Origin of the sequence: Azoarcus sp. KH32C (genome assembly GCF_000349945.1) — a bacterium.
In the GTDB taxonomy this organism is placed as follows: domain Bacteria; phylum Pseudomonadota; class Gammaproteobacteria; order Burkholderiales; family Rhodocyclaceae; genus Aromatoleum.
This window is the reverse complement of record NC_020516.1, coordinates 2,830,360-2,848,844: the sequence shown is the minus strand read 5'-3', so window position 1 is coordinate 2,848,844 and position 18,485 is coordinate 2,830,360. Positions and strand designations below refer to the sequence as shown.

Below are 18,485 nucleotides of genomic sequence, written 5' to 3'. Positions count from 1 at the left end.
TTTGCATGCGATTGACGTGCATAGGATGGTCCGTCGCGAATGCGAGCACCATTGACCATCCCGGCGAATTTGCGGTCGCGGGAATGGAGGAGGCTGGTCTCCTCCTTTCGGAGGAGAAGGAGGAGGAGGGGGGTTACAGATGAACCAGGCCGCGGCGGTTCGCGACCGTGACGGCTTCGGTGCGGCTCAGCACGTTCAGCTTGGTGAAGATGCTGCGCAGATGGGACTTGACCGTTGTTTCGCTGATGAAGAGATTGGCGCCGATTTCCCGGTTGCTCTTGCCCTGGGCGAGGAGCGCCAGCACGTCGAGCTCCCGCCCGGTGAGCGTTTCGCTGCTGATACCGTTCGCGAGCTTGGTCAGGAGGGACGCGGTGATCGACGTCTCGCCCGCGTGCACGCAGCGGATCGCCGCCAGCAGGTCGTCGCGTGGGGCGTCTTTCAGCAGATAGCCTTTGGCCCCGGCCTTGATCGCGCTGGCGATATCGGTGTCCGTGTCGAAGGTGGTCAGCATGATGACGCGCGCCGCGGCGTCGTGCCGGCGGATTTCCTCGAGTGCCCCCACCCCGTCCAGCACCGGCATTCGCATGTCCAGCATCGCGACGTCGGGACGCAGGGCGAGCCACTGTTCGACCGCTTCACGCCCGTTCGCCGCCTCGCCGACGACGGCCATGTCGGGCTGCCGTCCGATGATCGCGGCTAGTCCTTCCAGCACCGTGATGTGGTCGTCCGCGACCAGTACCCGGATCTTGTCGGCGCCCCTGTCCGCCGGTCCGCTCGAAACCATGCTCATGCTCCACTTGCCATCACATTCGCGATGGGCAGGACGACCGTGATTTCGGTGCCCGCGCCCAAGGTGCTATCCACCCTCACTTCGCCCCCCATCTCCTTGACCCGCTCGCGGATTCCCAGCAGCCCGAAGCCGTCGCGAACGCGATCCGGATCGAATCCGCTCCCGTCGTCGCGCACATGCAGCCTCAGTTCGCGGTCGGAAAAGGAAATCCGCACCGCGACGTGCTTCGCATGCCCGTGCCGCAGCGCGTTCGTCAGCGCCTCCTGCCCGATGCGCAGGACGTTCTCCTCCCATGCGGGCGGGATGGGGCGCGATTCGCCTTCGAGTGTCAGCTCCGCGACGATCGAAGTGCCGGCCGTCACCTCGCTCATCAGGCGCCGCAAGGCTTCGCACAGGTCGCCCGTTTCGAGCCTGCGCGGACGCAAGGCATGCACGGAGCGCCGCGCCTCCTGCAGGCTTTCGCGGGCGAGGTTGCCGGCACGCGCGAGGTGCGCCTCGGACTCCTGCGCGAGGCCGCGCGCCCGCGCGTCGGCGGCGGCCTCGAGTTGCACGATCACGCCGGTAAAGCCTTGCGCCAGGGTGTCGTGGATGTCGCGCGCCATGCGGTTCCGTTCGGCAGCCACCGCCACCTGGCGGCTTTGCTGCGACAGTCGCAGCAGGTGGATCGCCAGCATCGTCTGGTGAGCGAGCGCGCGTGTCAATTCCACGTCGTCGCGGAGGAGGGAAGGCTTACGCGTGAAGCACACGCCGATCACCCCCGCGACGCGGCCGGCGACGGTCATCGGCATGAAGAGAACCGCGCGCAGCTCCAGCGCACGCAAGCGCTCCTTCAGGGAAAGCACCGCCGGATCGCCGTCCCCGTCGTCGAGCACGCGGTTCCAAACCGCCTCTGCGCCACATCCGACGTACATCCGTGCAGATGGCTCGTCGAGGTCGTCGAGCAAGCCGTGCTCGCCTGTACGCAGGAGCTCGGTCCACGCCGGATAGCGCGCCAGCACGGCCGGAAGCCTTTGCGCCGGATGATTCGTGTCGCGACTGAGCTGTGTGTCGCCCGACGCAATCGCGGCCCGCAGATCGAGCGATCCCCCATCCTCGCACCGATCCCAGACGCACACGCTGTGCGCATCCGATACCTGGATGATGGTGCGAAGTACATGCTCGAGCAGCCGGTCCGGATCGGACTCGCGAGCAAACGCATCGAGCGTGTGCATCAGCGCATCCAGCTGCCCGCGCGCGAGATGCTCCGACGCCCGCAAGGCCTCGGCTGCCTGGTGCCGCTCGGTGACGTCGCGCAGGATGACCGTGAAGATCTGCTTGCCGTCGATCGCCAGCTTGGAAATCGAGGCCTCGGCAGGAAACTCGCTCCCGTCCTTGCGGCGGCCGACGACAGCGCTACGTTGCCCCATCGCGCGCGCAACGTCGGGCGAGCGCGCGAAGTCCTGCAGATGTTTCGAATGCGCGCCGGAAAACCGTTGCGGGATGAGCGTGTTCAGCGGCTGCCCGATGAGCTCGTCGCGCGAATATCCGAACACCGCTTCGGCGCCCCGGTTGAACAGCACGATCCGCTCCGCGGAGTCGACCGAGATGATCGCGTCTTCCGCAATTTCCAGAATCCGGCGAAGCTCGTCTTCACCCATTGTCACCGCTCATCCTCCCGCGCCACGCCGTCGCATGATAGTCCGCGCTCATGCGTCCTTCCGGGCAAAGAAATTGTAAGCACGGAATATTCCTCGACCGCCGCTGTTGTTTACGCGTTGCGCCCATAGGGCACACGACCTACAAAAAAGTTACCCCCGACAAGGAGACCCGCATGGAACAGGACCTCGCACGTCGTCGCGTGCTCAGGGCAATCGGCGCGATCGGCGCCGGAACCGCCCTGACGCATCCCGCGCTCCGCGCACTCGCCGCCACGACAGATCACGTCGAGCTTCCCTTCGACAACGGCGGCCGCGAACTCATCGCCTTTCCGCAAAAGCGGCCGCTGATCGTCTTGACGAGCCGGCCGCCGCAGCTCGAAACGCCATTCCCGGTCTTCAGCGAAGGGCCGATCACGCCCAACGATGCATTTTTCGTCCGCTACCACTGGAGCGCGATCCCGACCTCCATCGCTCCTCAAACCTACCGGCTGCGCGTCGACGGAAAGGTGAACACGCCGCTGGAACTGTCGCTCGACGACCTCAAGCGGCTCGCGGATCCGGTGGAAATCGTCGCCGTCAATCAATGCTCCGGCAACAGTCGCGGCCACTTCAGCCCGCGCGCCAACGGCGGACAGCTCTCCAACGGCGCGATGGGCAACGCACGCTGGACCGGCGTGCCGCTGAAGAAGGTGCTCGAAAAAGCAGGGGTCCAGGCGGGATCCGTGCAGGTCAGCTTCGACGGGTTGGATCGACCGCCGCTGGAAGGCGGGCCGGACTTCATCAAGGCCCTGCACATCGACCACGCGCTCGACGGCGAAGTGATGCTCGCGTGGGCAATGAACGGAGAGGACTTGCCGATGCTCAACGGCTATCCGCTCCGCCTGGTCGTCCCGGGATATTACGGCACCTACTGGGTCAAGCATCTTTCCGACATCCGCGTCCTCGACACGCCTTTCGATGGCTTCTGGATGTCCGCCGCCTACCGGATCCCCGACAACGCCTGCGCCTGCGTCGAGCCGGGCACCGCGCCGACGAAGACGATCCCGATCAGCCGCTTCAATGTGCGCTCGTTCATCACCAGCGTCGCTGAAGGCGCAAAGCTTCCGGCCGGCCGCGAGACGGTCGTGCGGGGCATCGCCTTCGACGGCGGTTACGGCGTCACCGGCGTGGCGTTCTCCGCCGACGGAGGGCAAAGCTGGATCGAAGCGCGCCTGGGCAAGGACCTCGGAAAGTACTCGTTCCGCGAATGGCAGGCGCCGTTCAAGCCCGCAAAACGCGGAACCTACGAACTCAAGGTCCGTGCGATCAACCGCATCGGCCAGAGCCAGCCCATGGACGGCTTGTGGAATCCGGCCGGCTACATGCGCAACGTCGTCGAAACCACGCGCGTTGTCGTGGCCTGAGGAGAGCGCGATGAAAATACTCAAGAGCAAGAAGCTCCGCGCCTCGGTGCTCGTCCTCGCGACAAGCCTTTCCGCATTCGCCGCCAACGCCCTCGAAATCGCGCTGCCGCCGGATACCGCGACCTACAAGCAGAGCGATCTGTCCGGTTATCGGCTGGCGCAGCAAAACTGCCTGATCTGCCACTCGGCGCAGTACGTCGCCTACCAGCCGCCGTCGAGCCCGCGCGGCTATTGGGATGCCACGGTGAAGAAGATGAAGAAGGTCTTCGGCGCGCCGGTTGCCGACGAGGACATCCCGGAGATCGTGGACTACCTCGTGAAGACTTATGGGGCGGAGCAAACGCAGACCGCTCGAACTTCGGGCACCCCGGTGCGGCAGGCGAACTGAACTGGGGTGGGCCGGCGCGGGTATGAACAGCCGACCAGCCCCCAGCGCCGCTAATCCGCCCGAGCCCGCTAGTCGCCACCGCCCAGAAATTGGGGGTAAGTCTATGGGAGTCGAACTCGGAGCCTTGTCCGAAGCGACTTCTGCCTGGTGCTGCTTTTTTGAGTGTGTTTCTGCGGCCCGGTATGTATTCCCCAGATAGATTCGACTACCGGAGGTGCGGCGCACCGTTTCGCCGACGCCGCCGTCGTGGAGGTGCCGACGATCCGCCTCTGCTAGGCTGCACGACATCGCCATTTTGGGCCGGTCATACTGTCGCCCACCCGGTTCAGCGGGGCGAGCACCTCACTGGCGAACTTCCCTGCCTCTTCCAGAATCGCCGCCGCAACATCCGGGCTTGCATCTTCGTAGCCGGGCAGGGTGGCAATCCCGTCGATGCCGACGCCATCTTCAATGATGAAGCGCATTGCCTGGATCGGCGCAGCATAGTGACTCATCGTGACTTCTGGTGTCGGTTCAGCATTCGTCAGAGCGCCTCGAAGATTCCTGCGGCGCCCATCCCGGTCCCGATGCACATGGTGACCATTCCATACTTCTTCTTTTCCCGGCGCAGGCCATTGAGCAGGGTCGCCACGCGGATTGCGCCGGTTGCGCCGAGAGGGTGGCCGAGCGCGATGGCGCCGCCTTGCGGGTTAACCTTGGAGGGGTCGATGTCGAGCGTGCGCATGACCGCGAGGGCCTGCGAAGCGAAGGCTTCATTGAGCTCGAACCAGTCGATGTCGGACTGTTTCAGGCCCGCCGCCTTCAAAGCGCGGGGAATCGCTTCGATCGGGCCGATGCCCATCACTTCGGGGGGCACACCGGCGACGGCGAAGCTTACGAAGCGTGCCAGCGGTTCGACGTTATATCGCTTGAGGGCGGCCTCGCTCATCAGCACGACGGCACCGGCGCCGTCGGACATCTGCGAGGCGTTGCCTGCCGTCACCGAACCTTTTGCGGCAAATACCGGCCTGAGCTTGCCAAGGCTCTCCCTGGTTGTGCCGGGGCGTGGGCCTTCATCGGTGCTGCACACCGTCTCCACCGTTTTTGCGGAGCCGCATGTGCCGACCAGCTGGGCGGTGACCGTGTATGGCGCGATCTCGGCGTCGAACCTTCCGCCGGAGATGGCTGCCAACGCCTTCTCGTGACTCGACGCGCCGAACGCATCCTGGTCGTCGCGCGAAATGTTCCAGCGCTCGGCGACTCGCTCTGCCGTGAGTCCCATGCCGTACGCGATGCCGATGTTTTCGTCGAGCATCCATTTTGGGTTGGCGTAAAGTCCCTTGCCGAACATTTGAGGCATGACCGACATGGACTCGGCGCCGGCGCCGATCGTCACGTCGGCTTCGCCGAGACGGATGCGGTCGGCGGCCATGGCGACGGCGTTGAGGCCCGACGAGCAAAAGCGATTGATCGTGACTGCCGGCACGCTGTCCGGCAGGCCGGCCAGCAGGACTCCGACGCGGCCGACGTTCATCCCCTGCTCGCCTTCAGGCATTGCGCAGCCGACGTAGACGTCGGCGATCTCCCGGGGATCGAGGTGGGGTACCCGGGCTACTGCGTTTTTGAGCACGTGGGCCAGCATGTCGTCCGGGCGGACGTGGCGGAACATGCCGTTGCGCTTTGCAACCGGGGTACGGGCGACGGCAACGAGATAGGCGTCCTGATATCGAGTATTCATGAAAGGATTCTCCGGATCAGTTATGCGGATCAGTTTCGCAAAGGCTTGCCGTTGTTGAGCATGTGTTCGATTCGAGCCCGCGATTCGGGAGTCCGGGCAAGGGTCATGAATTGCTGACGCTCGACGTCGAGCAGCCACTGCTCGTCCACCAGTGAGCCGGTTTCGATATCGCCTCCGCACAAGGCGACGGCGATGGCGTGAGCGACGCGATAATCGTGTGGAGAGATGAAGCCGCCGTCGCGCATGTTCACCAGCCCGTGATCGAGTGTGGCGATGCCGCCGCGTCCGGCGACTTTGACGCTGCGCGGGCGCAGGGGAGGGCGGTAGCCGCACTCGTTCAGCGCTCGCGCCTTGCGAATGGCGACGTAGAGGACTTCGTGCGCGTTGAACAGAACGGTGTCGGTTGGCGACAGAAGTCCCATGCCTTGGGCCTCCAGCGCATTCTTCGCGGCTTTGCCGGTGGAAACGTGCTGGAAGGCTGCATACACAGCCGGGTTCGGTTCGCCGTACTGTTGTTGGCCAGCCAGGAAAGCGGCGCGCAGGGCGAGCTCCTTGCATCCTCCGCCGGACGGGATCAGGCCGACACCGGCTTCGACGAGCCCGATGCGCGATTCGAGGGCAACCACCCGATGCGTGCATTGCATCTGGAACTCGCATCCCCCGCCGAGGGCCGTCGCCTGCACCGCGGCGACTGTCGGTACTTGGCTGTAACGCAGCAATCCCGCGGTCCGCTGGAAGTCGGCAACAAAGCGCTCGAGCTCGTCGAATTTGCCGTCATCGATCAATGCGAGCACTTCGACGAGATTCGCACCTACGGCGAAGGGCGGTTCGTTCCAGAGCACCAGCCCGTCGTAGTCACGTTCGGCCAGCGTCACGCCCTCGCAGAGGCCGGCAAGCGCCGCCTTGCTCACCGCATGTGACTTCGTTTGCAGACTCGCGATCAGGATGCGCGGATCAACGGCGGGCAGCGTCCACAGCCGCACTGCCTCGTTCTCCCATACCGTGTCGCCATGGTTCCTTGACTCGCCCAACAGTTGGGTGGGGAAGATCTGCCGACGATAGACCGGCAGCGAGGAGCGCGGCATGAGCCGTCCGGCGGCTGCAGACCATGATCCCTCTGCCTCATGGACCCCGTTGCGGGTCGCTACCCATGCCGGCAGCGGCGCGGCGGCCATGGTCTTGCCCGCCTCGATGTCTTCCCGGATCATGCTCGCCACCGTCTGCCACCCGGCCGCCTGCCACATTTCGAACGGTCCTTGCTTCCATCCGTAGCCCCAGCGTATCGCGTAGTCGACGTCTCGGGCGCAGTCGGCGATCTCGGCCAAAGTCGCCGCGCAGTAATGAAAGATGTCGCGCAGGCAGGACCACAAGAGTTGGGCCTGCGGGTGATCGCTGCTGCGCAAGGCCGTGAGGCGCGCCGCAGCGTCGCCGATCTTCAGGATGCCGTCGACTTCCGGGGCGATCTTGGCGCCTGCGAGGCGGAAGTCGCCTGTGGCGTGATCGAGAACCTTGGTGTCGCGCCCCTCTCTCCGGTAGATGCCGCCGCCGGTCTTCTGTCCGAGTTGCCTCCGGCCGGTCAGCGCGGCAGCCCAGGCCGGTACGCTGAAATGGGGAGCCCAGGGATCGTCGGGCAAATTGCGGCGCATTCCTTCGATGACGTTGGCGATCGTGTCGAGGCCGACGACGTCCAGCAGGCGATAAGTGGCGCTTTTCGGCAGGCCGATCTTCGGCCCCGTGAGGGCATCCACTTCGTCGAAATCCAGGCCTAGCCGTTCTGTGTGGTGGATGACGGTCAGCATCCACATCACGCCAATGCGGTTGGCGATAAAGTTCGGGGTGTCCTTGGCCCTGACGACGCCTTTGCCGAGGCGTGATACCAGCCACGGCTCGAGTCGGTCGAGCACGTCCGCATCCGTCTGCGGACCGGCAATGAACTCGACCAGCGGCATGTAGCGTGGCGGATTGAAGAAGTGCACGCCGCAGAACCGGTTCCGGAGGTGTTCCGGAAGCACTGCGGACAACTGTGCGAGCGGCAAGCCGGAAGTGTTGGTGGCGAAGATTGCGTCGGGTGAGATGAAGGGTGCGATCCGCTGGTAAAGGCGTTCCTTGAGTTCTAGCTTCTCGGCAATGGCTTCGATGATCAGGTCGCACTCCCGAAGCTGGTCGAGATGCTGGTCGTAGTTGGCGGCATCGATGTAGTTCAACCGGTCGCGGGTGACGAATGGTGCCGGTTCCATCTTCTGCAGGCCCTGTAGCGCTTTGAGGACGATCCCGTTCGGATTGCCTTCGGGTGCCGGGAGATCGAACAGGAGCACTGGAACGTCGGCGTTCGCGAGGTGCGCAGCAATCTGCGCACCCATGACCCCGGCCCCGAGCACCGCTATGCGACGGAAGTTGGAGTTCATCACATCTCCTTTCTGAATGATGGGCATGAGACGCGCCGCCCGATCGTTGGGGTGGGCGCTGCTTGTCTCCATCATCGAGCGTGCGTTGGAGTGCGCCTACCCCCTGAATGGGGGGAACCGGCGGCCTGTCACTCCTCGCGAGGTTCTGCTTCCACTTCGTCGCGAAAGGCGTCGGGCGACTTGCCCGTCCACCGACAAACGCGCGGGATAGTTGGCAGTATTTGCAACTTTTGTGAGGGGGTACGCTCGTCAGGTTGTGACTACAGGCATCCTTCGATACCGATCGTCGAGCGCAAATACGGAGCTTTCTATCCCCCGGATGGGGGTGAAGATGGGCGAGTTGCGTCCAGGTGGCGGCGCGGGGTGCTAATGCTGTCTGGCGGAATCTGCAACCTCATTGGCGCACGTGGTTGCTCCGTGCTGCTTATTCTTCCGTCAGCAGGCAAGAGGAGACACCATCAAATGCAAACCGAACCCATCACCATGCATCGCCGCGGCGAACCCGCAGCTCAAATGCGCGATTGCCATACCGCCCGCTGGTCGGTGACGGATGTGGCCGCCCTACTGGATCTGCCTCTGCCGGATCTCCTGTTCCGCGCCCAGGAGGTCCATCGGCAACACTTCGACCCGACTGAGATCCAGCTTTCCACGCTGCTGTCGATCAAGACCGGCGGGTGCGCCGAGAACTGCGGCTATTGCTCCCAGTCGGCCCACCACGACGGACGAGTTCCGGCCGAGCCGATGCTCGACGAGGCGGCCGTGCGGGCTGCCGCCGTCGCCGCCAAGGAGGCGGGGGCCACGCGCTTTTGCATGGGGGCTGCCTGGCGTCAAGTGCGGGACCGGGATCTTCCCGCGCTCGGCCGCCTGGTCGAGACGGTCGTAGGCCTCGGCATGGAGAGTTGCCTCACAGCAGGGATGCTTAAGCCCCACCAGGCACAAGTCCTCAAGGACGCGGGCCTTGATTACTACAACCACAACCTGGATACGGATCCGGGCTACTACGGCCAGGTCGTCACCACTCGCAGCTATCAGGACCGCCTCGACACCCTTGCGACGGTGCGCGAGGCCGGTCTCAAGGTCTGTAGCGGCGGCATCCTCGGCATGGGCGAAAGCCGTGCGCAGCGGGCCGGCCTCATCGCCGAGCTGGCCAATCTGGAGCCGTATCCGGAATCCGTGCCCATCAACAACCTGGTGGCCATCCCTGGCACGCCGATGGAGGATGCACCGCCCCTGGATCCGATCGAATTCGTGCGAGTCGTCGCGGCGGCACGGATCACGATGCCCAAATCCCGGATACGCCTATCGGCCGGCCGCCGGGAACTGGGGGAAGGAGTACAGGCGCTTTGTTTCCTGGCCGGCGCGAATTCCATCTTCTACGGCGACAAGTTGCTTACGACCGGCAATCCGGACTTCGACGAGGATCGGCAGTTCTTCCAGCGCCTGGGGCTCAGGGCGGAGGCAGCTGCGGACAGTTGAGCGGGACGACGCGGGAAGGTCGGCGAACAGTGAGCGGAGTTGCGTTCGTGGAGAGGAGCGGCGGAGGTGTCCAAGCCTGACAAGCAGAGTGTCCGCGCGGCTTTCGACCGCGCGGCCGAAACATATGATGCCGCGGCTGTGGTTCAGCGCGAGGTGTGTGGACGCCTGTTGGATTTTGCCGACCGCCATCCCGTGACCCGCAGCGCCCGGCGCGTCGTCGATGCCGGCTGTGGTACGGGCTACGCGTTGGGGCTTTTGGGCGCCCGATTCCCGGATGCCGAAATCATCGCGATGGATTTTGCGCCTGCGATGCTGCTTCGCATGCCGGCAACCGATGCGGATGGCTGCATTCCGCTATGTGCGGACGCCGAGCAGCTCCCGCTGGCCACCCGGTCGGTTGATGTGCTCTGGTCAAGTCTCATGCTGCAATGGTGTGACTCGCAACGCAGCCTCACGGAGATTGCCCGGGTATTGCGGCCGGGAGGGCGTGCTTGGCTTGCGACCTTGGGGCCGCGTACCTTATGGGAATTGAGCGAGGCCTTTTCCCATGTCGACGACGCGCAGCACGTCATCCACTTCGAGCCGCTGGAACAGCTTACAGCTCGGGCGGCTAGTGCAGGGCTGGAGGTGGCTGGACAGGGAGTCGAAACCGTCTTCGCCCTCGCTCCTGATCTGGGCGGGCTTCTGAGAGACATCAAAGCCATCGGCGCTCATCAGGTGGGTCCGGAGCGTCGCCATCAACTGCTGGGGAAGGGCGTCTGGCGCACGCTTGTCGGCCGCTACGAAAGGCATCGGAGAGCCGATGGCTTGTTGCCTGCGACCTATGACGTGAGCTTGTTCGCGCTGGCTAAGCCCGGATGAACGGGAATCGACGGTTCAACGAATCTTGGCGGAGCGCTCCGGGAAGCCGGTAAGCCAGTCGACCAAGTCGTCGGCGATCTGCTCGGGCGACAGGGGCCCACCTGGCGCGTACCAGTTCACGACTCCGTGAAGGGCGCTCAGGAAGTACGCCACTGCCCGTGTGTCTGCACGCGGAACCAGCCCGGCCTCCTTCACCCGCTCGAAAGCTCCACGCCACAGCCGCTCGAACCGCCGCCGGATGGTGATGACTTGTTCGCGGTGCTCGCCCTCCAGATGCCTCCATTCATCGACCACCATGGGGACGACACCGCTGTCCGTGTCGAGTAGGCGCCCGAGGTGCAAGCGGGTGAGGGTGCGAAAGTAATCCATTGGAGGCATCGACGTCGGGTCGACCGCCTCGAGCGTGGAAAGGCAGTCGAGGAGGCTGGATTCGACCCCCGCGAAGAGCAGGTCCTGCTTGCTTGCGAAGTGGTAGAAGGGGCTGCCGGCCGTCATGTTCGACGCCTTTGCGATATCCCGCGTCGTCGTCGCGTGGAAACCCTTCTCCTTGAATAGCTTCGCCGCCGTGGCGATGAGTTCGTTGCGCCGGTTGACGTCGCTGATGTCGGCGCGTTTCGGTCTCGCCATGTTTTCCGTTCCTTCAGTCGAATTGCGAATGCGCGAATATAGCGCATCGCCGTTGCGCTAACAAACCAAGCGCTTGCTTTTTTAATTTGAGCTCCCTAGACTGGCACCACATTGGATGAACGCCGATGTGGCGACAGGAAACCCTTGGAGGAGCATCAAATGACAATCCGGGTGGCACGGGCGGGCCATATTCTTGAGTTGCGTCTTGGCGAGTCGGGGCGGCGCAACGTGATGAACGAAGCGTGGTTCGATGCGCTCGAGGAACATCTGCACGAGGCGCAGACCGATGGCGATGTGCGCGCCGTGCTGCTGTACTCGGAGGCCGACGGGTTCTGCGCGGGTGGCGACCTCGATGCCTTCCGCGAAGGCCCGCTTCCCGACGGCTATCTGCGCTCGCGCTTTGCCCGCCTGGTAGCGCGGCTGGTGGATTTCGACAAGCCCATCGTGGCAGCCGTGCATGGCTACGCGATCGGTGGCGGCACCACGCTGCTCCTGCATTGCGACTTCGTGTACGCGGCGGAGGGAACCACGTTCCAGATGCCTTTCGTCCGGCTCGGCCTGGTGCCGGAGTTCGGCTCCAGCTACCTCGCGCCGCTTTATGCCGGGATACGCCGGGCCACCGAGATGGTGTTGCTCGGGCGCTCCTTCGATGCCGATCTGGCGCTGCGCGCCGGAATCGTGACTGCGATCACCCCTGCGCAAGACGTACTGGCCAAGGCGCGCGAGACGGCGCGAGCCCTCGCGGACATGCCGCCGCGCTCGATGAGGGAGAGCAAGCGCCTGCTGAAAGCGGGCCATCGCGCTGCCATCGAAACCGCACTGGTGATGGAGGGCAAGGCGCTCGAGGCGGGCTATGAGTCTCGCGAACTGCAGGAGGCGATCGCCGCCTTCTTCGAGAAGCGTCCAGCCGATTTTTCGAACTTCAAGTGATTACCGGAAGGAGATCCCGTGTCTGAAGTCCTACTCATCGAGCGCCGGGGCGCTGCTCTGTGGCTCACCCTCAATCGTCCCGAAGCGCACAACGCGATCAACCGGGCGCTGACCGACGCCCTGGTCGATGCCTTCGAACTGGCCGCGAGCGACGAGCTCGTGCGGGTCGTCGTCCTGACGGCCGGCGGCGACAAGACCTTCTGTGCCGGTGCGGACCTCAAGGACGCCGCCGGCGCCAGCACCTTCTCGGCGGCCGGCGGCGAAAACCCGTTGGTGCGCGTCTTTCGCGCGATGCGCGCCTGCCGCAAGCCCATCGTCGGTCGTATTGTCGGCTCTGCACTCGGCGGCGGCTTGGGCCTGGTCGCCGCTTGCGACCTTGCGTACTGCGCGGACGACGTGCGCTTCGGAACGCCCGAAGTGAAGGTCGGTGTGTTTCCGATGATGATTTCGGCGTATCTGATGCGCCAGCTCCCGCGCCGGCGCTATTGGGAGATGGCCTTCCTTGGCGATCCGCTGACCGCTGCCGAAGCGCAGCAATGCGGATTGGTCAATCGCGCGATACCGAGGGCGGACCTGGATGCCCAACTCGGCGTGGTGGTCGACAAGCTGTTGCGCAATGCGCCGACGGCTCTGCGAATGGGTAAGCAGGCGCTGGACGTGATGCAGGACATGTCGTTCGATCAGACGCTCGTCTATGCGGATCTGATGATCGAAAAGCTTGCCGCCACCGAGGAGGCCCGCGAGGGGCGGGCGGCATTCGCGGAAAAGCGCGCGCCGCGCTGGGCAGAAGGGGTGGCGCAATGAAGCCGCGCAAGGACACGATTGCCATCGGCTGCTCATCCGGCTTTTGGGGCGACAGCAGCTACGCCGCCGCGCAATTGGTGAGGAGCGGCAGGATCGACTATCTGGTCTCCGACTATCTCGCCGAGATCACGATGTCGCTGCTCGCCCGCGCCAGGGCGAAGAATCCGGCCGGTGGATATCCGCCGGATTTTGTGGAGTCCCTCGTCCCCTTGCTGCCCGAAATTCGGGCGCGCGGCATCCGCGTGGTTTCCAACGCAGGGGGTGTAAACCCGCGCGCCTGCCGCGAGGCGCTCGTGGCCGCCGCCGACAAGGTCGGCATTCCCCTCCGTGTGGCGGTGGTGGAGGGCGACGACCTCATGCCGAGGGCGGAAGCGATTCAGGCTATGGCGCCGCGGGAGATGTTTACCGGCGAGCCTTTGCCGTCTCAACTGCTCAGTTGCAATGCCTACCTGGGTGCGCGCGCCATCGCGCTCGCCCTCGATGCCGGGGCCGACGTCGTGCTGACCGGCCGCTGTGTCGATTCGGCGGTGACCTTGGGCATTCTCATGCACGAGTTCGGTTGGCGCGACGGCGACTACGACCTGCTTGCCGCCGGCAGCCTCGCCGGACACGTGATCGAATGCGGGCCGCAGTGCACCGGCGGCATCTTCACCGACTGGGCCGACGTGCCGGGCTGGGAGGACATGGGCTACCCGATCGTCGAATGCTCTGCGGACGGCAGCTTCGTCGTGACCAAGCCGGAGGGCACCGGCGGGCTGGTGTCGACGGCAACGGTCGCCGAGCAGATCGTCTATGAGATCGGCGATCCGGCCAACTACATCCTGCCCGACGTGGTTTGCGACTTCACCGAGGTGAAGCTTGAGCAAGTTGGCGAGAATCGGGTGCGGGTCAGTAATACCCGCGGCCACGCGCCGACGCCCAGCTACAAGGTGAGCGCGACCTGGAGCGACGGCTGGCGGGTGATCGCCACCATGATGGTGGCCGGCCGCGATGCTGCCGCCAAGGCGCGGCGCATGGGCGCTGCCATCATCGACCGTACCCGCAAGCTCAATCAGGCGGCAGGTCGTGGCGACTACCGTGAGACCTCCATCGAGGTCATCGGCGCGGAAGATACCTACGGCGCTGCAGGCCGTTTCGCCGACTGCGCACGCGAGGTGGTCCTGAAGATGGGCTTGCGCCATGGCGACAAGGCGGCGCTCGAGCTGTTCGCGAAGGAAATGACCCAGGCGGGCGTGGCCATGGCCCAGGGCACGACGGGTCTCTTCGGCGGTCGGCCCACGCCGTCACCCGTTGTGCGGCTGTTTTCCTTCCTGATCGACAAGGCCGAGGCGCCGGTGACGGTGGACGTGGGCGGAGAGACCCAGTCCGTCGATGTGCCTCGCGGCACGAAGCTGGTGCCCCGCAGCGCGCCTGAGGGTGCCGTCGAGGGCACGAAACTGAGCGCTTCCGGCGACACGCTCGAGGTTCCGCTGATCGCCCTGGCCTGGGGACGCAGCGGCGACAAGGGCAACGATTCGAACATCGGCATCATTGCCCGGCGTCCCGAATTCCTGCCGGTGCTGCGCCGCGAGCTTTCCGCGGAGCGCGTGGCGGCTTTCTTTGCCCACTACCTCACCGGGGAGGTGCGGCGCTGGGAGTTGCCGGGGATTCATGCGCTGAACTTCCTGCTCGCGGGGGCGCTGGGCGGCGGCGGTATCGCCTCCCTGCGCTACGACCCGCAAGGCAAGAGCTGGGCGCAAATGCTGATGGACTTGCCGATCCGGGTGCCGGCGCAGTGGTGCGCCTCCGGAGGCTTGCTCGACAGCACGGCGGCTTCGGCCTGACACGGATCAATCATGGAATTGGGAAACATGACCTCCATCAACACGGTCTTGATCGCCAACCGCGGCGAGATAGCGGCACGCATCATCCGCACCTGCCACCGGCTGGGTAAACGCGCGGTCATCGTCTATCACGATGCCGACCGCGACTCATTGCCCGTTCAGCTTGCCGATGCGGCCTTCCGCATCGACGGCCCGACCCCCGTCGCGGCTTATCTGTCGATCGACAACATCCTGGCCGCCTGCGCGGCGCTCGGCGCCGATGCGGTCCATCCGGGCTTCGGCTTTCTTTCGGAGAACGCCGAGTTCGCGCGTCGACTCGAAGCGGCCGGCGTGCGCTTCATCGGCCCGGGCGCCGACGCGATTGCAGCGATGGGCGACAAGATCGAGTCGAAGCGGCTCGCCCAGAAGGCCGGAGTGAACACCATCCCCGGTTTCGACGGCGAGATCGTCGATGCCGACCAGGCCTACGAAGTGGCCCGCGAGATCGGCCTGCCGGTCATCATCAAGGCGAGCGCCGGGGGCGGCGGTAAGGGCATGCGCGTCATCCATTACGCCGACAAGGGCGCCTGCCGTGCAGCGTTCGAGCGTACCCGTGCCGAGGCACTGGCGGCCTTTGGCGACGCGCGCGTCTTCATCGAGAAATACATCGAGCGCCCGCGCCATATCGAAATCCAGATCCTGGCGGACCAGCACGGCAATGTCGTGCATCTGGGCGAGCGCGAATGCTCGATCCAGCGCCGCCACCAGAAGATCATCGAGGAGGCGCCTTCGTCCTTCGTCGACGGTCGGCTGCGCCAGGAGATGGGCAGTCAGGCCGTGGCATTGGCCGAGGCCGTGGGCTATGCCTCCGCGGGCACCGTGGAGTTTGTCGTCGATGCGAAGGGCGGTTTCTACTTCCTCGAGATGAACACGCGGATCCAGGTCGAACACCCGGTCACCGAGATGATCACCGGCCTCGACCTCGTCGCGGAGCAGATCCGGGTCGCCGAAGGCGAAGCCCTCGGCTATGGGCAGGACGACATCAAGCTCAATGGCCACGCAATCGAATGCCGGCTCTGTGCCGAAGATTCCGCTCGCGACTTCATGCCGGCCACGGGGCGCCTCGAGTGTTTCGATTCGCCGGAGATGGACGGGTTTCGTCTCGACTCGGGGGTCAGGGAAGGGGACACGATCGGTTCGTCCTTCGATTCCATGCTGGCCAAGCTGATCGTCCATGGCACGACCCGCGAGGAAGCCATTGCCAAGATGCGCGCGGTGCTCGAAGAGATGGCGGTGTTGGGTGTAACCACCAACGCGACTTATCTCGGGCGGGTACTGGCCCACGATGCCTTTGCGGCGGGCGACACGACGACCAGTTTCCTCGAGGAGCACAAGGCAGCTCTCGAAGATCTCGTGCCGACACCCGAGCAGCTCGCGGTCGTGCTGTCGGCGGCGCTTCTTACCAATCGAACCCTGGCCGATGCGCGCTTCACCCCGCCGGCCATCTGCGCCGCCATGGGCGCCTGGAGCAATCAATGAGCCTTACCGCCGAAGTTGCAGGAGTCGGCAACAGCGAGGTCGAACTCGTGCGTGATGCGTCGGTTGCCCGCATTCAAATCGACGGTGTCCCGTACCGCGTGGCGTCGAGCCTACAGACCGATGGAAGTCATGAAGTCGTTCTGGATGACCGGAAGTATTCAGTTCGTGTCGTTCAGCGAGGCGACAAGGCGCTGGTGCATGCCTTCGGCCGTGCCTGGACCGTTGTTCTGCACGATCCGGTGCGTGACGCGTCGGCAGCGGCAGACGCCAGCGATGCATGCATTGCGCCCATGCCGGGCACCGTCGTCGAGCTGCGGGTCGCAGCAGGCGACGCCGTGGCGGCGGGACAGGTCCTGATGGTGATCGAGAGCATGAAGATGCAGATGAATCTGGAAGCGGCACGGGATGGGGTGGTGGCCGAAATCAACTGTGCCCGGGGCGAGGTCTTCGACCGCGACGCGGTACTGATCCGTTTGGCGCCCAAGGAGGACTGAGCATGCGCCGCATCGAATCCCGGGTGAATACCCGTTCCGAGAGCTACAAGGCCAACCGCGACCACAACCTGCGCGTGCGTGACGAGTTTCGAGCGAAGCTGCATGAGGTGCGCTCCGAACGTCCCGAGCGCGACATCAAGCGGCTGCGCGATCAGGGCAAGCTGCTGGTGCGCGAGCGGGTCGATCTGCTCCTGGATCCCGGCACGCCTTTCCTCGAGCTGTCCGCGCTCGCCGCCAACCTCGCCGACTACGACGCCCACATCAAGGGCGCCGGGATGGTGACCGGCATCGGGGTCGTCAATGGCCGGGAGGTCATGGTGGTGGCCAACGACTCGAGCATCAAGGGCGGTGCGGTGTACCCGCTCGGTGCAAAGAAGACCATCCGCGCGCTGAAGGTTGCGCTGGAAAACCGCATCCCGGTGGTGCATCTGGTGGATAGCGCCGGTGCCTATCTGCCGATGCAGATGGATATCTTCCACGAGGGCGGCCATCTTTTCTACAACCTGTGCCGGCTCTCGGCGGCGGGCGTGGAGCAGGTCGCGGTGGCGCTCGGTCACTGCACCGCGGGCGGTGCCTATGTCCCGACGTTGTCGGATTACTCGATCATGGTGCGCGGCACGAGCGGAGTCTTCCTCGGGGGGCCGCCGCTGGTGAAAGCGGCCACCGGCGAGGACATCGGGGCGGCCGAATTGGGGGGCGCCGACGTGCACACGCGCATTTCGGGTACCGCCGACTATGCCGTCGATTCCGAGGCCCAGGGCATCGCGATGGCGCGTGAGATCGTCGGGACGCTGCGCCGCCGCGACAAGCAAGCGGTCGACATGCGCGAACCCGAGGCGCCGTATTACGACCCCGAAGAGCTCTACGGCATCATTCCGGACGACATCAAGAAGCAGTTCGAGATGCGCGAGGTGATCGCCCGCCTGGTGGATGGCAGCCTGTTCCACGAATACAAGCCCGATTACGGTACCACCCTGGTCTGCGGCTATGCCTACCTGTGGGGCTACAAGATCGGCATCCTCGCCAACAATGGCGTGCTGTTCAGCGAGGCCGCCGAGAAGGCGACCAACTTCATGGAGCTGTGCGACCGCGACGGCGTGCCGGTGCTGTTCCTGCACAACATCACCGGCTTCATGATCGGGCGCGATTACGAGCATCGCGGCATCACCAAGGACGGCGCGAAGATGATCATGGTGCAGAGCAATCTTCGCGTGCCCAAGTTCAGCGTGCTGTGCCACGCCTCGTTCGGCGCCGGCAATTACGGCATGGCAGGACGGGGTTACGAGCCGCGTTTCCTCTTTGCCTGGCCTCATTCCCAATGCGCGACGATGGGCGCGGAGCAGGCGGCGAAGACGCTGTCGCAAATCAAGATTGCTGCGCTGGCTCGTGAAGGGAAAAAGCTCGAGCCGGAAGCCATCAAAGCCATCCACGACCAGATCCACGACGACTACACGCGCAGCAACAGCGTCTATTACCAGACGTCCGAACTGCGCGACGACGGCGTGCTCGACATGGTCGATACGCGCAACGCCCTGGGCATCGCCTTGTCGGCTTCGCTCAATGCGCCCTTCGCCGAACGCCGGCAGGGCGTACTTCGGATCTGAGCGGCTTC

General features: G+C 64.8%; 16 protein-coding genes. 10 read left to right on the top strand and 6 right to left on the bottom strand.

Features of this window, described 5'->3' with window-relative positions; all coding sequences use genetic code 11:
- Window positions 1–133 precede the first annotated feature (133 nt).
- Together AZKH_RS12445 and AZKH_RS26360 are read right to left on the bottom strand one after the other, a co-directional pair.
- Window positions 134–790: a response regulator transcription factor gene (locus AZKH_RS12445; RefSeq protein WP_015436131.1), complete on the bottom strand. Its 657-nt coding sequence runs from the start codon at window positions 788–790 to the stop codon at window positions 134–136.
- A complete protein-coding gene (locus AZKH_RS26360; RefSeq protein WP_015436130.1) occupies window positions 787–2,427 on the bottom strand; it encodes a PAS domain S-box protein in 1,641 nt (546 codons plus the stop codon). Before AZKH_RS26360 ends, AZKH_RS12445 begins: the two co-directional genes overlap by 4 nt.
- 173 nt (window positions 2,428–2,600) lie before the next feature.
- Here AZKH_RS26360 and AZKH_RS12435 point away from each other — a divergent pair, with 173 nt between their 5' ends.
- On the top strand, window positions 2,601–3,830 hold the full coding sequence (locus AZKH_RS12435; protein WP_015436129.1) for a molybdopterin-dependent oxidoreductase: 1,230 nt from the start codon (window positions 2,601–2,603) through the stop codon (window positions 3,828–3,830).
- 10 nt (window positions 3,831–3,840) lie between these two features.
- Window positions 3,841–4,218, top strand: a complete 378-nt coding sequence (locus tag AZKH_RS12430; RefSeq protein WP_015436128.1) for a sulfite dehydrogenase (cytochrome) subunit — start codon at window positions 3,841–3,843, stop codon at window positions 4,216–4,218.
- A gap of 272 nt (window positions 4,219–4,490) precedes the next feature.
- Here the strand turns inward: AZKH_RS12430 and AZKH_RS12425 are convergent, their stop codons facing one another.
- The 3 genes from AZKH_RS12425 to AZKH_RS12415 are packed head-to-tail and all read right to left on the bottom strand — an operon-like array spanning window position 4,491 to window position 8,340.
- Window positions 4,491–4,712: an acyl-CoA dehydrogenase N-terminal domain-containing protein gene (locus AZKH_RS12425; protein ID WP_015436127.1), complete on the bottom strand. Its 222-nt coding sequence runs from the start codon at window positions 4,710–4,712 to the stop codon at window positions 4,491–4,493.
- A 29-nt stretch (window positions 4,713–4,741) separates the two neighbouring features.
- Window positions 4,742–5,935, bottom strand: coding sequence for an acetyl-CoA C-acyltransferase (locus AZKH_RS12420; protein ID WP_015436126.1), 1,194 nt, complete (start codon window positions 5,933–5,935; stop codon window positions 4,742–4,744).
- Between the two features lie 29 nt (window positions 5,936–5,964).
- A complete protein-coding gene (locus tag AZKH_RS12415) occupies window positions 5,965–8,340 on the bottom strand; it encodes a 3-hydroxyacyl-CoA dehydrogenase/enoyl-CoA hydratase family protein (RefSeq protein ID WP_015436125.1) in 2,376 nt (791 codons plus the stop codon).
- Between the two features lie 462 nt (window positions 8,341–8,802).
- Between AZKH_RS12415 and bioB the strand changes: the two genes are divergently transcribed.
- Window positions 8,803–9,816: a biotin synthase BioB gene (gene bioB / locus AZKH_RS12410; protein ID WP_015436124.1), complete on the top strand. Its 1,014-nt coding sequence runs from the start codon at window positions 8,803–8,805 to the stop codon at window positions 9,814–9,816.
- A gap of 66 nt (window positions 9,817–9,882) precedes the next feature.
- Window positions 9,883–10,677 carry a methyltransferase domain-containing protein gene (locus tag AZKH_RS12405; RefSeq protein ID WP_015436123.1) on the top strand — a complete coding sequence of 265 codons (795 nt, stop codon included), beginning with the start codon at window positions 9,883–9,885 and terminating at the stop codon, window positions 10,675–10,677.
- Window positions 10,678–10,692: 15 nt separating this feature from the next.
- Here the strand turns inward: AZKH_RS12405 and AZKH_RS12400 are convergent, their stop codons facing one another.
- On the bottom strand, window positions 10,693–11,304 hold the full coding sequence (locus AZKH_RS12400) for a TetR/AcrR family transcriptional regulator (RefSeq protein ID WP_015436122.1): 612 nt from the start codon (window positions 11,302–11,304) through the stop codon (window positions 10,693–10,695).
- Window positions 11,305–11,463: 159 nt separating this feature from the next.
- Here AZKH_RS12400 and AZKH_RS12395 point away from each other — a divergent pair, with 159 nt between their 5' ends.
- The 6 genes from AZKH_RS12395 to AZKH_RS12370 are packed head-to-tail and all read left to right on the top strand — an operon-like array spanning window position 11,464 to window position 18,477.
- The gene (locus AZKH_RS12395; RefSeq protein WP_015436121.1) at window positions 11,464–12,234 is read left to right on the top strand and encodes an enoyl-CoA hydratase/isomerase family protein; all 771 of its coding nucleotides are present in this window, start codon (window positions 11,464–11,466) and stop codon (window positions 12,232–12,234) included.
- A gap of 18 nt (window positions 12,235–12,252) precedes the next feature.
- Window positions 12,253–13,038 carry an enoyl-CoA hydratase-related protein gene (locus tag AZKH_RS12390; RefSeq protein WP_015436120.1) on the top strand — a complete coding sequence of 262 codons (786 nt, stop codon included), beginning with the start codon at window positions 12,253–12,255 and terminating at the stop codon, window positions 13,036–13,038.
- Window positions 13,035–14,861, top strand: a complete 1,827-nt coding sequence (locus AZKH_RS12385; protein WP_015436119.1) for an acyclic terpene utilization AtuA family protein — start codon at window positions 13,035–13,037, stop codon at window positions 14,859–14,861. Before AZKH_RS12390 ends, AZKH_RS12385 begins: the two co-directional genes overlap by 4 nt.
- 27 nt (window positions 14,862–14,888) lie before the next feature.
- The gene (locus AZKH_RS12380; RefSeq protein ID WP_041657251.1) at window positions 14,889–16,379 is read left to right on the top strand and encodes an acetyl/propionyl/methylcrotonyl-CoA carboxylase subunit alpha; all 1,491 of its coding nucleotides are present in this window, start codon (window positions 14,889–14,891) and stop codon (window positions 16,377–16,379) included.
- Window positions 16,376–16,873, top strand: coding sequence for a biotin/lipoyl-containing protein (locus AZKH_RS12375; RefSeq protein ID WP_015436117.1), 498 nt, complete (start codon window positions 16,376–16,378; stop codon window positions 16,871–16,873). Before AZKH_RS12380 ends, AZKH_RS12375 begins: the two co-directional genes overlap by 4 nt.
- A gap of 2 nt (window positions 16,874–16,875) precedes the next feature.
- Window positions 16,876–18,477, top strand: coding sequence for an acyl-CoA carboxylase subunit beta (locus AZKH_RS12370; RefSeq protein ID WP_015436116.1), 1,602 nt, complete (start codon window positions 16,876–16,878; stop codon window positions 18,475–18,477).
- The last annotated feature ends 8 nt before the right edge of the window (window positions 18,478–18,485 follow it).